Origin of the sequence: Anaeromyxobacter sp. SG17 (assembly GCF_022690695.1) — a bacterium.
Taxonomy (GTDB): domain Bacteria; phylum Myxococcota; class Myxococcia; order Myxococcales; family Anaeromyxobacteraceae; genus Anaeromyxobacter; species Anaeromyxobacter soli.
Genome location: NZ_JALCYX010000049.1, coordinates 1 through 14,191 on the forward strand (window position 1 = coordinate 1; position 14,191 = coordinate 14,191).

The following is a 14,191-nucleotide window of genomic DNA, read 5'->3' on the forward strand; positions in this document are numbered from 1 at the left end:
AGCCGACGCCGACCACCGCGAGCCGGGGCGCCGCGGCTGCGTCCGAGACGGCGAGGAGCGCGGTCGCCAGCGGGCGCGCCGCGACGAGGGCGAGCGCTCCGAGCGCGGGGGCGGCCGCCGCGCCGACCGCAGCGATCGTGGCCGCGATCGTGAGCGCCGAGCCGATGGGCACGGCGGCGACGTTGGCGAGGAGCCCGAGCACGGGGAGCTGGCGGAAGTGAAAGGCGAGCACCGGCGCGGCGGCGAGCGACGCGGCGACGCTCGCGCAGGCCCCCGCGACGACGGGCTCGAGGAGGCGCGCCCGCCAGGTGCCGGCGCGCGGCCGCTCGAGCGGGAGCGCGCGGCGGAGAGGCCCGGCCCAGGCGACGAGGCCTGCGACCGCCGCGAACGAGAGCTGCAGCGAGACGTCGAGCGCTCCGCCCGGATCCGCGGCGAGGAGCGCGATCGCGGCGAGCGCGAGGGTGTTCGCGCCGCCGGGCTCGCGGTGGAGCGCGGTGCCGGCGAGGATCACCGTCGCCGCGACCGCGGCGCGCAGCACGGGCGGGCCGGCCCCGGTGGCGATCGCGTAGACGAGCGCGACCGGGAGGGCGATCGCGGCGGCGATCCTGCGCGGGTCGGCCCGCGCGGCGAGCGCGTCCGCGCGCAGGAGGAGAGCGCGCAGCAGCCGCTCGAGCCCGAACGCGACCACCACGAGGTGCATGCCCGAGACGGCCAGGACGTGGGCGAGCCCGCTCCGGGCGAACGAGGTGCTCGTCTCCGGATCGATCCCGCCCCGATCCCCCGCGCCGATGGCGCGCACGACCCCGGCCTCGCGGACCGGCAGCGCACGCGTCGCCTCCTCCGCGAGCCGCTCGCGGCCGCGCTCGAGCCAGCTCGGCGCGCGCGCGGGACGGGTCCGGATCGCCGGGCCGGTCGCGAGCGCCTGGTGCGCGATGCCGCTCGCCGCGAGCCGCGCGCGCACGTCGCGCCCGCCGGGGTTGCGGGCCTCGGGGGGAACCCGGAGCACCGCCCGCAGCCGCACCTCGTCGCCCAGGCCGAGCGGCCAGGGCGCCTGCGCGGCGAGCACCTCCAGCGGGCGGCCCTCCGGGGCGCGGAGCCGGAAGCGGACGCGGTCGCCGAGGGACTCCGGAACCGAGACGATCCGGCCCTCGAGCGGCGCCGGCCGCGGCGGACCCGAGGAGAGGCCCCGATCGCCTCGGGAGTCGCGAGCACGCGCCGTTCCCTCTCCGGCGGCCGTGAGCGCACGCTCGGCTGCCCACCAGCCGGCCACGGCGAAGGCCGCGGGCGCGAGCGGCGGGGACGCCCCGAGGAGCAGGAGTGGGGCAGAGGCGGCCGGGAGGCGAGCGCCGTGGAGGCCGAGGGCCACTCCGGCGACGAGGCCGAGCGCCGGCGCGACGAGGGGATCCCGGCGGGTCAACGGACCCCTCGGGACCCCCAAACGGGAGGCACGCGAAGAAATCCGATTTCCGTAGTGTTATTGAGCGGAACGGGAGCTTGTGATAGCCTCCCGCGATCAAGCTCCCGCCCTGGCCTCGACCGTTCCGGTCGGCTCCCGGGAAGACTCAGGGAGCGGAGGAAGGAATGCCCGCAACGCAGGCTACTCAGATGGCCCCGAATTTCAAGGTCGGGGACAAGGCGGTTTATCCCGGCCAGGGGGTCGGCGAGGTCATGGGAATCGAGCACAAGGAGGTCGCCGGCCAGCGCCAGTCCTTCTACGTGCTCCGGATCCTCGAGAACGGGATGAAGATCATGATCCCCATGAACAAGGTCGGCTCCGTCGGCCTGCGCGAGATCATCGGGGAGAAGGACGTCCGACGCGTCTACACCATCCTCCGGGAGAAGGAGGTCTCGGTCGACTCGACGACCTGGAACCGCCGCTACCGGGAGTACATGGACAAGATCAAGACGGGCAGCGTCTTCGAGATCGCCGAGGTCCTGCGCGACCTGTACCTCCTCCGCTCCGACAAGGACCTCTCGTTCGGCGAGCGGAAGATGCTCGACACGGCGCGCTCGCTGCTCATCAAGGAGCTCGCGATCGCGAAGGAGTGCGGCGAGGACGACGTCGAGCAGGACCTGAAGAAGATCTTCAACTGTTGACCGGCTGCCCGGGCGCGAAGGCGCCCGGGCGCATCCCACCCGACCGCCGCACGGACGCTCGTCCGCGCGGCGGTTGCGTATCGGCGCGCTCGTGCGCGCGGGTGGGTGAGCGGCGGTCACGGTGGTCACGGCTGTAGCAGGTGCGGTGCCAGCCCGCGTCGCGGGCGAGGAGATCCGGATGATCCGCGGCGAGCGGGTGGCGGCGATCCTGGCGGCAGGCGGCTCCGGCGTGCGCGCCGGGGTCCGAAAGCAGTGGCTCGAGGTCGGGGGCGAGACGGTCCTGCGGCGCGCGGCGCGCGTGCTCGCCGGCTGCGACTCCGTCGACGAGCTCGTGGCGGTGGTGCCCGCCGGCGAGGAGGAGCGCGGGCTCGCCGAGCTGGCAGGGCTCGGGAAGCCGGCGCGGGCTGTCGTGGGCGGCGCCGCGCGCGCCGACTCGGTGCGGAACGGCGTGCGCGCGGCGGACGGCTGCGGGATCGTGCTCGTGCACGACGCCGCCCGGCCGTTCGCGACCGCGGAGCTCGCGACGCGCGTGGCGGAGGCGGCGGCGCGCGACGGGGCGGCCCTGGCGGCCCTCCCGGTCACGGACACGGTGAAGCGGGCCGCGGCCCGCGCCGACGCCGCCGCGCCCGCGCGGGTCGAGGCGACGCTCGACCGGCGTGCGCTCTGGCTCGCGCAGACACCCCAGGGGTTCCGGCGGGCCCTGCTCCTCGAGGCGTTCGAGCGGGCGGGGGCCGCGGCGGCCGAGGCCACGGACGAGTGCGCGCTCGTCGAGGCCATGGGGGCGACCGTGACGCTCGTGCCCGGGGAGCCGGGGAACTTCAAGATCACCGGGCCCGAGGACGTCGCCCGGGCCCGGACCTTCCTCGAGGCCCCCGTGGCGATGGGGGTCGGCTACGACACCCACCGGTTCGCGGAGGGGCGCAGGCTCGTGCTCGGCGGCGTCGAGTTCGACGGGGACGGCCTCCTCGGCCACTCCGACGCGGACGTGTGCGCCCACGCCATCGGCGACGCGATCCTGGGCGCGGCCGGGCTCGGCGATCTCGGCCGCCACTTCCCCGACACCGACCCGCGCTGGAAGGGGGTCTCCTCGCTCGCGCTGCTCCGCGAGATCGCCGCGAAGGCGGCCGCCCGGGGCCTCCGGGTCGGGAACTGCGACGTGACGCTCGCGGCCCGGCGGCCCAAGATCGCGCCGCGCGCCGAGGAGATGCGCGCGCGGCTCGCCGAGGCGCTCGGCGTCGCGCCCGCGCAGGTGAACGTGAAGGCCACCACGGGCGAGGGGATGGGCTTCGTCGGGCGCGGCGAGGGGATCGCCGCGCACGCCGTCGCGCTCCTCGTCAGAGTGCGGTAGGAGAAGCGCCGATGCCCATCGTCATCTCGGACACGCTCACCGGCACGAAGCGCGAGCTCGTGTCCATCGAGCCCGGCAAGATCCGCTTCTACGCCTGCGGCCCCACCGTCTACGACTCGGCGCACGTCGGCCACGGCCGGAGCTACGTCGTGTGGGACCTCGTGGTGCGGCACCTGCGGGCCCGCGGCTACGAGGTCCGCTACGTCCGGAACTTCACCGACGTGGACGACAAGATCATCCGCCGCGCGAACGAGCGGGGCGAGGACCCGGTGAAGCTCGCGGCCCGCTACGCCGAGGAGTTCGACGAGGACATGGACGCCCTCGGCAACCTGCGCCCCGACGTGGCGCCGAAGGTCTCCGAGCACGTCCCGCAGATCGTCGCGATGATCTCGACGCTCGTGGAGAAGGGCTTCGCGTACGCGCCGGGGAACGGCGACGTGTACTACGCGGTGCGCGCGTTCCCCGACTACGGGCGGCTCGCCAAGCGGAACCTCGACGACCTCCGCTCCGGCGCGCGCGTGGAGCCCGGCGAGGCGAAGCGCGATCCACTCGACTTCGCGCTCTGGAAGGCGGCGAAGCCCGGCGAGCCGGCGTGGGACTCGCCCTGGGGCCGCGGCCGGCCGGGCTGGCACATCGAGTGCTCGGCCATGACCCTCGCCCACCTCGGCGCGCCCATCGACCTGCACGGCGGGGGCAAGGACCTCGTCTTCCCTCACCACACGAACGAGATCGCGCAGTCGGCCGCGGCGGTGGGGGACGGCCGGACGGCGGAGAGCTTCTGCCGCCACTGGATGCACCACGGGTTCGTCGAGATCGACAGCGAGAAGATGTCGAAGTCGCTCGGCAACTTCTTCACGCTGCGCGACGTGATCGCGAAGTTCGACCCGGAGGCCATCCGCCTCTTCTTCCTGGGGACGCACTACCGCAACCCGATCAACTACTCGGACGCGATCCTCTCCGAGGCCGAGCGCCGCCTGAACTACTTCTACGAGACGCTCGAGAAGGTGGACGCCCTCTCCGAGGGGATCTCGCCGGCGGGGGAGGGCGGGGCGGTGGTGGAGGCCGCGCGCCGGGCGCTCGACGACGACTTCAACGCGCCGCAGGTGCTCGCCGCGCTCGCAGAGGCGTTCACGGCGGCGAACGCGCTCGCCGATCGCAGGGGGAAGAAGAGCCCGGAGGACCGCGCCCGGCTCGCCGCGTTCGCGCGGGACGTGCGCGAGGTCGGCACGACGCTCGGGCTCGTTCAGCGCCGGCCGGCCGAGGCGCTGCGCGCCGTCCGCGCCAAGGCGGCGGCGCGCCGCGGGATCGAGCCGGCGGCCGTGGAGGCGAAGCTCGTCGCGCGCGCCGAGGCGCGCAAGGCGCGGGACTTCGCGCGCGGGGACGCCATCCGCGACGCGCTGCTCGCCGAAGGGGTCGCGATCATGGACGGGCCGCAGGGCACGACCTGGAAGGTCGAGTAGCCGCGGTCGGGCGCGGCCGGCGGACGCGCCGGGAGACCGGGCGTCCGCGGCGCGGGAGGTCACTCCTCGAGCGGCGGCTGCGGACCGGGGACGATCCCGGCGATGTCGGGGTCCTCGCCCGGCGCGACGGGACCGCGGTCCACCTTCTCGCGCTTGCGCTGCTCCTTCTTCTCGTCCTTGCGGCGCTGCTTGTCGCGGCGCGCCGCCTCCTTCTGCCGCTTGGTCGCTCCAGGGTTGAAGGCCATCTCTCCTCCGGGGCTCGAGATCGCGAAATCGTGGGGGCCCGGCCACTGCGGCCGAGCCCCCGGGAAGCGGCTCACGCCGCGCGCTGCGCCGGGCGGACGTACGCCGCCTGGGCCCGTGCCGTTTCGACAGGCGGGACGCGCGCAACGTAACCGGAACGGGTGCGCTTGTCGAGCGTCCGCGCCGCCACTCTCCGCCCGGGCGCGCAGTCCCGGACGGTGCGCCGCCAGGCGGGGAGCGGAGGCCTCGCCGCCCGCCGCGGGAGGGAGACGGCGAACGGTTCCTGATCGCGGGGCCGCGCGCCGTTACACTCCGCTGCGTGCCTTTCGACTTGAGGAGCGAGTTCAAGCCCACGGGCGATCAGCCGCGGGCCATCGAGGAGCTCACGGCCGGGCTGCGCCGCGGCGACCCGCACCAGGTCCTGCTCGGCGTCACCGGCTCGGGCAAGACCTTCACCGTCGCGAACGTGGTGGCGGAGGTGCGGCGGCCGACGCTCGTCATCGCGCACAACAAGACGCTCGCGGCCCAGCTCTACGGCGAGTTCAAGGAGCTCTTCCCCAGCGCCGCCGTCCACTACTTCGTCTCGTACTACGACTACTACCAGCCCGAGGCGTACGTCCCGTCGACCGACACGTACATCGAGAAGGACTCGTCCATCAACGACGAGATCGATCGGATGCGGCACGCGGCCACGCACGCGCTCCTCACGCGCAACGACGTGCTCATCGTCGCCTCCGTCTCCTGCATCTACGGCCTCGGCACCGCGGAGGCCTACTACGGCCTCCTGCAGCAGGTGGAGCGGGGGCAGGAGTTCCTGCGCGACCGCTTCATCCGGTCGCTCATCGACATCCAGTACGAGCGGAACGACGTCGACTTCCACCGCGGCACCTTCCGCGTGCGCGGCGACACCATCGAGGTGTTCCCGCCGTACGAGGAGGATCGCGCCATCCGGATCGAGTTCTTCGGCGACGTGGTCGAGTCGATCCACGAGTTCGATCCGCTCCGCGGCCAGACGCTGGCCGAGCTCGACAAGGCGGCGATCTTCCCGAACAGCCACTACGTGTCGGCGCCCGAGACGCGCAAGCGCGCCGTCGACGGGATCCGCGAGGAGCTGCGCGAGCGGCTCGGCGAGCTCAAGGCGGCGAACAAGCTCGTCGAGGCGCAGCGGCTCGAGCAGCGGACGATGTTCGACCTCGAGATGCTCGAGCAGATGGGGTTCTGCTCCGGCATCGAGAACTACTCGCGCTGGCTCTCGGGCCGGAAGGCGGGCGATCCGCCGCCGTGCCTCCTCGACTACTTCCCGAAGGACTTCCTCCTCGTCATCGACGAGTCGCACCAGACCGTCCCGCAGATCGGCGCCATGTACCGCGGCGACCGCTCGCGCAAGGAGACGCTGGTGGACTTCGGGTTCCGCCTGCCGTCGGCGCTCGACAACCGGCCGCTCAAGTTCGAGGAGTTCGAGGGGCTCGTGCGCCAGGGCATCTACGTCTCGGCGACGCCGGCCGAGTACGAGCTGCAGAAGGCGCAGGGCGTCGTCGTCGAGCAGATCATCCGCCCGACCGGCCTGACGGACCCGGAGGTCGAGGTCCGGCCGGTGGGGTCCCAGGTGGACGATCTCCTCGGCGAGGTGCGCAAGCGCGCGGAGGCCGGGGAGCGCGTCCTCGTCACGACGCTCACGAAGCGGATGGCGGAGGACCTCACCGAGTACTTCACCGACGTGGGCGTCCGCTGCCGCTACCTGCACTCCGACATCGAGACGCTCGAGCGCAGCGCGCTCATCCGCGACCTGCGCAAGGGCGAGTTCGACGTGCTCATCGGCATCAACCTGCTGCGCGAGGGCCTCGACATCCCCGAGGTCTCGCTCGTCGCGGTGCTGGACGCCGACAAGGAGGGCTTCCTCCGCTCGTCGGTGTCGCTCATCCAGACGATCGGGCGGGCCTCGCGGAACGTGAACGGGCGCGTGATCCTGTACGCAGACTCGATCACGGCGTCCATGAAGCAGGCGCTCGACGAGACGAACCGGCGCCGCGAGATCCAGCGCGCCTACAACCTCGAGCACGGGATCACCCCGCAGACGGTGAAGCGCAACATCACCGACCTGCAGATGGCGATCGTGGAGGCGGACTACGTCACCGTGCCGATGGCCGCCGAGGGCGCGGAGTACAAGCCGGAGCAGCTCCCGATCATCGTCGCCTCGCTCGAGGAGGAGATGAAGGAGGCGGCGAAGGCGCTCGAGTTCGAGAAGGCGGCGCAGCTCCGCGATCGCATCCTCGCGCTGAAGGACCTCCAGCTCGGGCTGCCCGCCAAGGCGAGCGGGGTGAAGGGGCTGCTCGGCTCCGGCGCCTTCGCCGGCGCGGCGGCGATGGGGAAGCTCGGCGGCGCGCGGCGCCCGCAGCAGCGGCGCCGCCGGCGCTGACCACCGGCGGGCGGGCGAGCGAGCGCGTGCCGTCGCCGCCTGGAGGAGCGCCGCCCCGCGTGGGAAGACGTGCGGCGCCTCGCGATCGGTAGGGATGGATCTCCATCTTCACGGAGGGAGATCGGACCATGGAGCGGATCGCGGCGGCGGTCGTGCTGGTGGGGGTGCTGGGGGCGTGCGGTGGCGGCGGCGACGGCAAGAAGTCCGAGCCCGAGCCCGCCCGGGTGAAGGGGACGGTGCTGGGCCAGGCGTTCGACCCGGTGGACGGCACCGCCCTCGTGCTGAGCCCGGAGACCTGCGTCTTCCAGGACGTGCTGCAGGCGAGCGCGACCGCGATCCTCGTGGGCTTCGGGACGTTCGAGAACATGTGCCAGGTCGCCCAGCAGACGAAGGCGTGCGGCGGGAAGGCGAACGGGACCACCGTGAACCTGCTCGTGCTGAACGCGAGCGCGGTCGGCGCCGCGACCGCGGTCCAGCCGGGGACCTACCCCGTCACCACGGCCCAGCCCGACGTGACGAAGCCGTTCACCGTCGCGACCGCGTTCGTCGCGAAGACCGACGGGGCGTGCGCGGACTCCGCGAGCGCGGTCGAGGCGACCGGCGGCACCGTCACGCTCGACAGGACGGGGCCGGACCGGGTGACCGGGAGCGCGAGCGTCACCTTCTCGGACGGGAGCAGCGTGAGCGGCGCGTTCGACGTCCCGGTGTGCGGGTTCTCGATCGACGTCTGCAGCGGCCTCGGCGCGGGCTGCGACAGCCCCACCTGCGTCCCCTGAGCGAGCGGCGGGGAGGCGTCCGGGCGCCCGGGAGGGCCCGCGCCGACCGCGAGGGAGCGGGGCGTCCCGGCCGACGCCGGGGCGCGGCCGCCCGCCCGCGCGAACCCACAGGTGATCCGCGCCCCATTTCCGGGTAATTCCTCTACTCCGGGATGGACGCGAACCTCCGAAAGAAGCTCGACGAGCTGCCCGCCGAGCCGGGCTGCTACCTCATGAAGGACCGCCGCGGCGAGGTGGTCTACGTGGGGAAGGCGTCGAGCCTCCGCTCGCGCGTCCGCTCCTACTTCGACGCCTCGCGCGGCGACCGCCGCGCCTTCGTCGCGCTGCTCGACGACCTCCTCGGCGATCTCGAGGTCATCGTCACGCGCTCGGAGAAGGAGGCCGTCCTCCTCGAGAACGAGCTCATCAAGCGGCACAAGCCGCGGTTCAACATCCGGCTGCGCGACGACAAGGACTTCATCGTCCTGCGGCTCGACGACCGTCACCCGTTCCCGCGCCTCGAGGTCCGGCGCGCGCGAGAGCCGCGCCGCCCGGGCGCGCGCTACTTCGGCCCGTACTCGTCGGCGAGCTCGATCCGGGAGACGCTCCGGGTCGTGAACCGGCACTTCCAGCTCAGGACGTGCACCGACCACGTGTTCGACCACCGGAAGCGGCCCTGCATCCTCTACCAGATCAAGCGCTGCCCGGCGCCGTGCGTGTACGACGTGCCCGAGGCCGAGTACCGGCGGTCGGTCGAGGACGCCATCGAGTTCCTCGAGGGGCGCGAGTCCGAGCTCGTCGAGCGGCTCCGCGGGCGGATGGAGGAGGCGGCGGGCGCGCTCCGCTTCGAGGACGCGGCGCGGCTCCGCGATCAGCTCCAGGCGGTGGAGCGCAGCCTCGAGAAGCAGCGCGTGCTCATGGCCGACCGGGCCGATCGCGACGTGGTCGGGCTCTACCGGGAGGGCCCGGACCTCGTGGTGCAGGTCCTCGCCATGCGCGGCGGGAAGCTCCAGGACTCGCGCAGCTACCCGTTCCGCGAGCAGGAGTTCCCGGACGAGGAGACGCTCTCGTCCTTCCTCTCCCTCTACTACGAGCAGAACCCGGCGCCGGAGGAGATCCTCGTCCCGGTCGAGCCGGTCGAGGCCGACGCGCTCGCCGAGGTGCTCGCCGAGCGGCGCGGCCGCCGCGTGCGGGTCCTCACCCCGCAGCGCGGCGCGAAGGCGGATCTCCTCGAGGTGGCGGCGCGCAACGCGGAGCAGGGGTTCAAGAGCTGGCACGAGAAGGACGAGCGGCGCGAGCAGGCGCTCGCGGCGCTCACGCGCGCGCTCCACCTCGCGAAGCCGCCGCGCTGGATGGAGTGCTACGACATCTCCACCTTCCAGGGCGCGCTCGCGGTCGGCTCGGGCGTCTCGTTCCGGGACGGGGAGCCCGACAAGGCCAACTACCGCCGCTACAAGGTGAAGGGGGTCGCGGGGCAGGACGACTTCGCGATGCTCTACGAGGTCGTCTCGCGGCGGCTCAAGCGCGCGATCGGCGAGGGCGTGTTCCCGGACCTGCTCGTCATCGACGGCGGCAAGGGCCAGCTCAACGCGGCGCTCGCCGCCGCGAAGGACCTGGGCGTTCCGACGAAGCCGTCACCCGGCAACGTGGGCGCGCCCTTCGTCGAGCTCGTCGGCCTCGCGAAGAGCCGGCTCGTGGACGCGCCGGCCCTCGGGACGTCGCGGGTCATCGGGCGCCGGGGACGGGGCGCGCGCGGCGCCGCGGCGCTCGCGGACGCGGCGGAGGCGCAGGAGCGCGGGTTCGTGTCCGAGCTGGCGCGGAGCCCCGAGCGCGTGTTCCTCCCGGCGCGAAAGGATCCGGTCGTGCTGCGGCAGAACTCGGCGGAGCTCTTCCTGCTCGCCCGCCTGCGCGACGAGGCGCACCGCTTCGCGATCACCTTCCATCGCAAGCTCCGGCGCGAGCGGAACTTCCAGAGCGTGCTCGAGGAGATCCCCGGCGTCGGGGAGGGGCGGAAGCGGACGCTGCTCCGCCACTTCGGGTCGCTCCGGCGCGTGAAGGAGGCGACGCTCGCGGAGATCGGCGAGGTGGACGGGTTCGGGCCGAAGCAGGCGCGGGCCGTGCACGAGTTCTTCCACGCCGCCGTCGGATCGGATGCCGCCGCGCCGGAGGGCCCCGAGGTCGCCGGGCCCCTCGCCGGCGCGCCCCCGGCCGCCGTCCCCGCGGGCCCGCCCGCCGAGGGCGTGACCGAGGCGGACATCGACGCGGCGCTCGCGGCGGAGGCCGAGGCCGGGGAGGGCGTGGAGCCGATCGAGGACGCGCACGCCCCGTCGCTGACGGAGTGACGCGCGGCCGCCGGTCGAGCGTTGCCGGGCGGGCGCCGGCCTCTTATGCAGGACGGAACCGGTCCCCTTTACGGAGGTCACATGCGCATCGCCGAAGACATCACGAAGCTCATCGGCAACACGCCGCTCGTGCGGCTCAACCGCGTGCTCGACGGCGCGAAGGCGACCGTCGCGGCGAAGCTCGAGATGTGGAATCCGGCGGGCAGCGTGAAGGATCGGATCGGCGTCTCGATGATCGAGGCCGCGGAGCGGGAGAGGAAGATCAAGCCCGACACGATCCTGCTCGAGCCGACGAGCGGCAACACCGGCATCGGCCTCGCGTTCGCCGCCGCCGCGAAGGGCTACCCCCTCACGCTGACCATGCCGGACACCATGAGCGTGGAGCGCCGCAAGCTGCTCGTCGCCTTCGGGGCGGAGCTCGTGCTCACGCCGGGCGCGGAGGGGATGAAGGGCGCCATCAAGCGCGCCGAGGAGATGGCCGCGAAGGACCCGCGCTACCTCATCCTGCAGCAGTTCGAGAACCCCGCCAACCCGGACATCCACCGCCGGACCACGGCGGAGGAGATCTGGCGCGACACGGACGGCAAGGTGGACATCCTCGTCTGCGCGACCGGCACGGGCGGCACGGTCACGGGCTGCGCCCAGGTGCTGAAGCCGCGCAAGCCGTCCCTGCGGATCGTCGCGGCCGAGCCGGCGGACTCGCCGGTGCTCTCCGGCGGCAAGCCGGGGCCGCACAAGATCCAGGGGTGGGGCCCGGGGTTCGTGCCCAAGGTGCTGGACCCGAAGCTCCTCGACGAGATCGTGACGGTGCGTCACGAGGACGCGGGGGACATGGCGCGCCGCCTCTGCAAGGAGGAGGGGATCCTCTCGAGCATCTCCGACGGCGGCGTCGCCTGGGCGGCGCGGGAGATCGCCCGGCGGCCCGAGAACGAGGGTAAGCTCGTGGTCGCGGTGCTCCCCGACACCGGGGAGCGGTACCTGTCCACATGGCTCTTCGAGGAGGCGAAGTGAGCGATTCCAAGCAGGCGAGGGCGCCGGCCGTCGACACGGTGGCGCTCGCGCCGGTGGTCGACCGGCTCTGCCGCGAGGCGACGCTCGCGACGGCGTTCCCGCCCGGCGGGAAGGTGACCCTCCCGTCGCGCGAGGCCGTGATCGGCTTCGTCGAGGATCTGCGCGGGGTCCTGTTCCCCGGCTACTTCGGGACGAACGACGTCCACGGCGAGAGCCTGCACTACTTCGTCGGCGCGACGCTGGCCCGCGCGCTCCGCTCGCTCGAGGAGCAGGTCCGGCGCGGGCTGTCGTTCACGGAGCGTCACGACCTGGACACGTGCGATCACTGCGCGGACACCGCGCGCCACGTGACGCGAGCGTTCCTCGGGCGCGTCCCGGAGCTCCGGCGACTCGTGGCCTCCGACGTCGAGGCCGCCTACGAGGGCGATCCCGCGCTGAAGACGCGCGACGAGGCGATCTTCGCCTACCCGGGCATCTTCGCCATCACGAACCAGCGCATCGCCCACGAGCTGCACGTCCTCGGGGTGCCGCTCATCCCCCGCATCATCACGGAGCACGCCCACACGCTGACGGGGATCGACATCCACCCGGGCGCGGCGATCGGCGAGCGCTTCTTCATCGACCACGGCACGGGCGTCGTGGTGGGGGAGACGTCCCGGATCGGGGATCGCGTCCGCCTGTACCAGGGCGTGACCCTCGGGGCGAAGAGCTTCCCGCTCGACGAGAAGGGGACCCCGATCAAGGGCATCGATCGGCACCCGATCGTCGAGGACGACGTCGTGGTATACGCCGGCGCCACCATCCTCGGCCGGATCGTGATCGGCAAGGGCTCGTCGATCGGCGGCAACGTCTGGCTCACCAACGGCGTTCCGCCCGGGAGCCGCATCACGCAGGCCGAGGTCCGGGAGCAGCGCTACTCGCACGGCGGCGGGATCTGAGCCTCGCGCGGGGCGCCGAACCGAAAGGAAACGCCTCCTTGGCCTACCACCCCTGGCACGACGTCGAGCTGCCCCGCTTCATCGAGGAGCCGGTCCCGGCCATCATCGAGATCGCCACCGGCTCGAAGGTGAAGTACGAGCTGGACAAGAAGTCCGGGCTGCTCCTCGTCGACCGGATCCTCTTCTCCTCGGTTCACTATCCGGCGAACTACGGCTTCGTCCCGCGCACGTACTGCGACGACGGCGATCCGCTCGACGTCCTCGTGCTGTGCCAGGAGGCGATCGTACCGCTCGCCATCATGCGCGCCAAGGTCATCGGCGTCATGAAGATGCGCGACGACAAGGGCGAGGACGACAAGCTCATCGCGGTGCACGCCGACGATCCGACCTACTCGGACTACTCGGACATCTCCCAGATCCCCTCCCACAAGCTGCGCGAGCTGAAGCGCTTCTTCGAGGACTACAAGGCCCTCGAGAACAAGAAGGTGCTCGTCTCCGAGCCGCAGGGCCGCTCCGAGGGCCTGCAGGTGCTACGCGACGCCATCCGCCTCTACGAGCAGGAGAAGGTACGGCTCAAGGAGGCGCCGCTCGCCCCGCCGGCGCTGCCGCCCAGGGCGCGGCAGGCGAGCCGGGCGAAGCCCTCCGCGCGGAAGGCCACCGCCAAGGCCCGCCGCTAGCGGGCTCGCGGGGAGGGGCCCGCTCGTCCGGGGCGCGCGGACGGGCGGGTGGTTATGTTCGTCGCCGATGGAACACGCGCTCGAACACATCGCGGCGGCGGTGACGCCGGCGGTCATGGTCTCCGCGTGCGGCCTCATCGCGCTCGGCCTCGACAACCAGGTCGCCCGGATGTCCGGGCGCCTGCGCGATCTCGCCCGCGAGTTCCGCGACGAGGACGCGCCGGCGCGGCGGGCCGTCGTGGCGCGGCAGGTGCGCGTGATGGAGCTCCGGCACCGGCTCTACTCGCGCGCCATCCTCCTCGACTACGCCGCGCTGTTCGCGTTCGTGGTCACCTCGCTCCTGTGGCTCGCGCAGGCGTTCGTGTCGCTCTCCGCGGCGGTCCCCGTCATGACGTTCGGCGTCGGGGTGCTCCTCCTCGCCGGCATGGCGATCTACGTCATGGCCTCGATCACGCTCGCGCGGCGGACGGTGCGGGCCGAGGCGGCGGACATCATCGGGCGCACCCCCGAGGCCCCGTTGCGAGAGCCGGCCGGAGTGCGTGCGCACTGAGCCGACGGGCGGCCGGGCGGGACGCGCCGCCGCGTCGCAGGCCGCCGCCGTGCCCGCCCGGTCCACGAATCCTTCCCGCGGCGGTGGGCTCTCATGCGAAGAACGGGCCCTGAGGCCCGAGGTCCCTCCCGACGATGCCGATCTACGAGTACGCCTGCGCCAGCTGCGAGAAGAAGTTCGAGGAGCTCATCGTCCGCAAGACGGACGAGGCCGAGGTGAAGTGCCCGGCCTGCGGAGGGACCGAGGTCGCGCGGCAGATGTCGCGCCCCGCGGCCGCCCGCGTGGGCGGCTCCGGCGGTGGGGCGCCGCCCGCGTGCGGCCCCGTCGGTTGAAGCATCTAGCCGCCGCCCGGTC

At 73.1% G+C, this 14,191-nt stretch carries 13 protein-coding genes; 11 read left to right on the top strand and 2 right to left on the bottom strand.

Annotated elements, in window-relative coordinates:
- A partial coding sequence (locus tag MNY60_RS16370) for a ComEC/Rec2 family competence protein (protein WP_242361150.1) occupies window positions 1–1,417 on the bottom strand: 1,417 nt, incomplete at its 3' end.
- Window positions 1,418–1,605: 188 nt separating this feature from the next.
- Between MNY60_RS16370 and MNY60_RS16375 the strand changes: the two genes are divergently transcribed.
- The 3 genes from MNY60_RS16375 to cysS all read left to right on the top strand — a co-directional run bounded on the left by MNY60_RS16375 (window position 1,606) and on the right by cysS (window position 4,905).
- Window positions 1,606–2,097, top strand: a complete 492-nt coding sequence (locus tag MNY60_RS16375) for a CarD family transcriptional regulator (RefSeq protein ID WP_242339422.1) — start codon at window positions 1,606–1,608, stop codon at window positions 2,095–2,097.
- A 178-nt stretch (window positions 2,098–2,275) separates the two neighbouring features.
- Window positions 2,276–3,445 carry a 2-C-methyl-D-erythritol 4-phosphate cytidylyltransferase gene (ispD, locus tag MNY60_RS16380; protein WP_242355694.1) on the top strand — a complete coding sequence of 390 codons (1,170 nt, stop codon included), beginning with the start codon at window positions 2,276–2,278 and terminating at the stop codon, window positions 3,443–3,445.
- 11 nt (window positions 3,446–3,456) lie between these two features.
- Window positions 3,457–4,905, top strand: coding sequence for a cysteine--tRNA ligase (gene cysS, locus MNY60_RS16385; RefSeq protein ID WP_242339420.1), 1,449 nt, complete (start codon window positions 3,457–3,459; stop codon window positions 4,903–4,905).
- Window positions 4,906–4,964: 59 nt separating this feature from the next.
- Here the strand turns inward: cysS and MNY60_RS16390 are convergent, their stop codons facing one another.
- Window positions 4,965–5,150 (bottom strand): hypothetical protein, encoded by a 186-nt coding sequence (locus MNY60_RS16390; protein ID WP_242339418.1) that lies wholly within the window; start codon window positions 5,148–5,150, stop codon window positions 4,965–4,967.
- A 317-nt stretch (window positions 5,151–5,467) separates the two neighbouring features.
- Between MNY60_RS16390 and uvrB the strand changes: the two genes are divergently transcribed.
- From uvrB to MNY60_RS16430, 8 genes are all read left to right on the top strand, one after another.
- Window positions 5,468–7,564, top strand: a complete 2,097-nt coding sequence (gene uvrB / locus MNY60_RS16395; protein ID WP_242339415.1) for an excinuclease ABC subunit UvrB — start codon at window positions 5,468–5,470, stop codon at window positions 7,562–7,564.
- Between the two features lie 128 nt (window positions 7,565–7,692).
- The gene (locus MNY60_RS16400) at window positions 7,693–8,340 is read left to right on the top strand and encodes a hypothetical protein (protein WP_242339414.1); all 648 of its coding nucleotides are present in this window, start codon (window positions 7,693–7,695) and stop codon (window positions 8,338–8,340) included.
- 152 nt (window positions 8,341–8,492) lie between these two features.
- Window positions 8,493–10,661, top strand: a complete 2,169-nt coding sequence (gene uvrC / locus MNY60_RS16405; RefSeq protein ID WP_242339413.1) for an excinuclease ABC subunit UvrC — start codon at window positions 8,493–8,495, stop codon at window positions 10,659–10,661.
- 81 nt (window positions 10,662–10,742) lie between these two features.
- Window positions 10,743–11,672, top strand: a complete 930-nt coding sequence (cysK, locus tag MNY60_RS16410) for a cysteine synthase A (protein ID WP_242339412.1) — start codon at window positions 10,743–10,745, stop codon at window positions 11,670–11,672.
- Complete coding sequence (gene epsC, locus MNY60_RS16415; protein ID WP_242339410.1) at window positions 11,669–12,610, top strand: serine O-acetyltransferase EpsC; 942 nt, start codon at window positions 11,669–11,671, stop codon at window positions 12,608–12,610. Before cysK ends, epsC begins: the two co-directional genes overlap by 4 nt.
- 38 nt (window positions 12,611–12,648) lie before the next feature.
- The gene (locus tag MNY60_RS16420) at window positions 12,649–13,287 is read left to right on the top strand and encodes an inorganic diphosphatase (protein WP_242339409.1); all 639 of its coding nucleotides are present in this window, start codon (window positions 12,649–12,651) and stop codon (window positions 13,285–13,287) included.
- Between the two features lie 67 nt (window positions 13,288–13,354).
- On the top strand, window positions 13,355–13,837 hold the full coding sequence (locus tag MNY60_RS16425; RefSeq protein WP_242339407.1) for a DUF2721 domain-containing protein: 483 nt from the start codon (window positions 13,355–13,357) through the stop codon (window positions 13,835–13,837).
- A 134-nt stretch (window positions 13,838–13,971) separates the two neighbouring features.
- Window positions 13,972–14,169, top strand: coding sequence for a zinc ribbon domain-containing protein (locus MNY60_RS16430; RefSeq protein WP_242339405.1), 198 nt, complete (start codon window positions 13,972–13,974; stop codon window positions 14,167–14,169).
- Window positions 14,170–14,191 lie beyond the last annotated feature (22 nt).

Coding starts and splice junctions, on each gene's coding strand:
- cysK (WP_242339412.1), top strand. CDS start 10,743: ATGCGCATCGCCGAAGACATCACGAAGCTCATCGGCAACACGCCGCTC.
- ispD (WP_242355694.1), top strand. CDS start 2,276: ATGATCCGCGGCGAGCGGGTGGCGGCGATCCTGGCGGCAGGCGGCTCC.
- cysS (WP_242339420.1), top strand. CDS start 3,457: ATGCCCATCGTCATCTCGGACACGCTCACCGGCACGAAGCGCGAGCTC.
- MNY60_RS16425 (WP_242339407.1), top strand. CDS start 13,355: ATGGAACACGCGCTCGAACACATCGCGGCGGCGGTGACGCCGGCGGTC.
- MNY60_RS16400 (WP_242339414.1), top strand. CDS start 7,693: ATGGAGCGGATCGCGGCGGCGGTCGTGCTGGTGGGGGTGCTGGGGGCG.
- uvrC (WP_242339413.1), top strand. CDS start 8,493: ATGGACGCGAACCTCCGAAAGAAGCTCGACGAGCTGCCCGCCGAGCCG.
- MNY60_RS16375 (WP_242339422.1), top strand. CDS start 1,606: ATGGCCCCGAATTTCAAGGTCGGGGACAAGGCGGTTTATCCCGGCCAG.
- MNY60_RS16390 (WP_242339418.1), bottom strand. CDS start 5,150: ATGGCCTTCAACCCTGGAGCGACCAAGCGGCAGAAGGAGGCGGCGCGC.
- MNY60_RS16430 (WP_242339405.1), top strand. CDS start 13,972: ATGCCGATCTACGAGTACGCCTGCGCCAGCTGCGAGAAGAAGTTCGAG.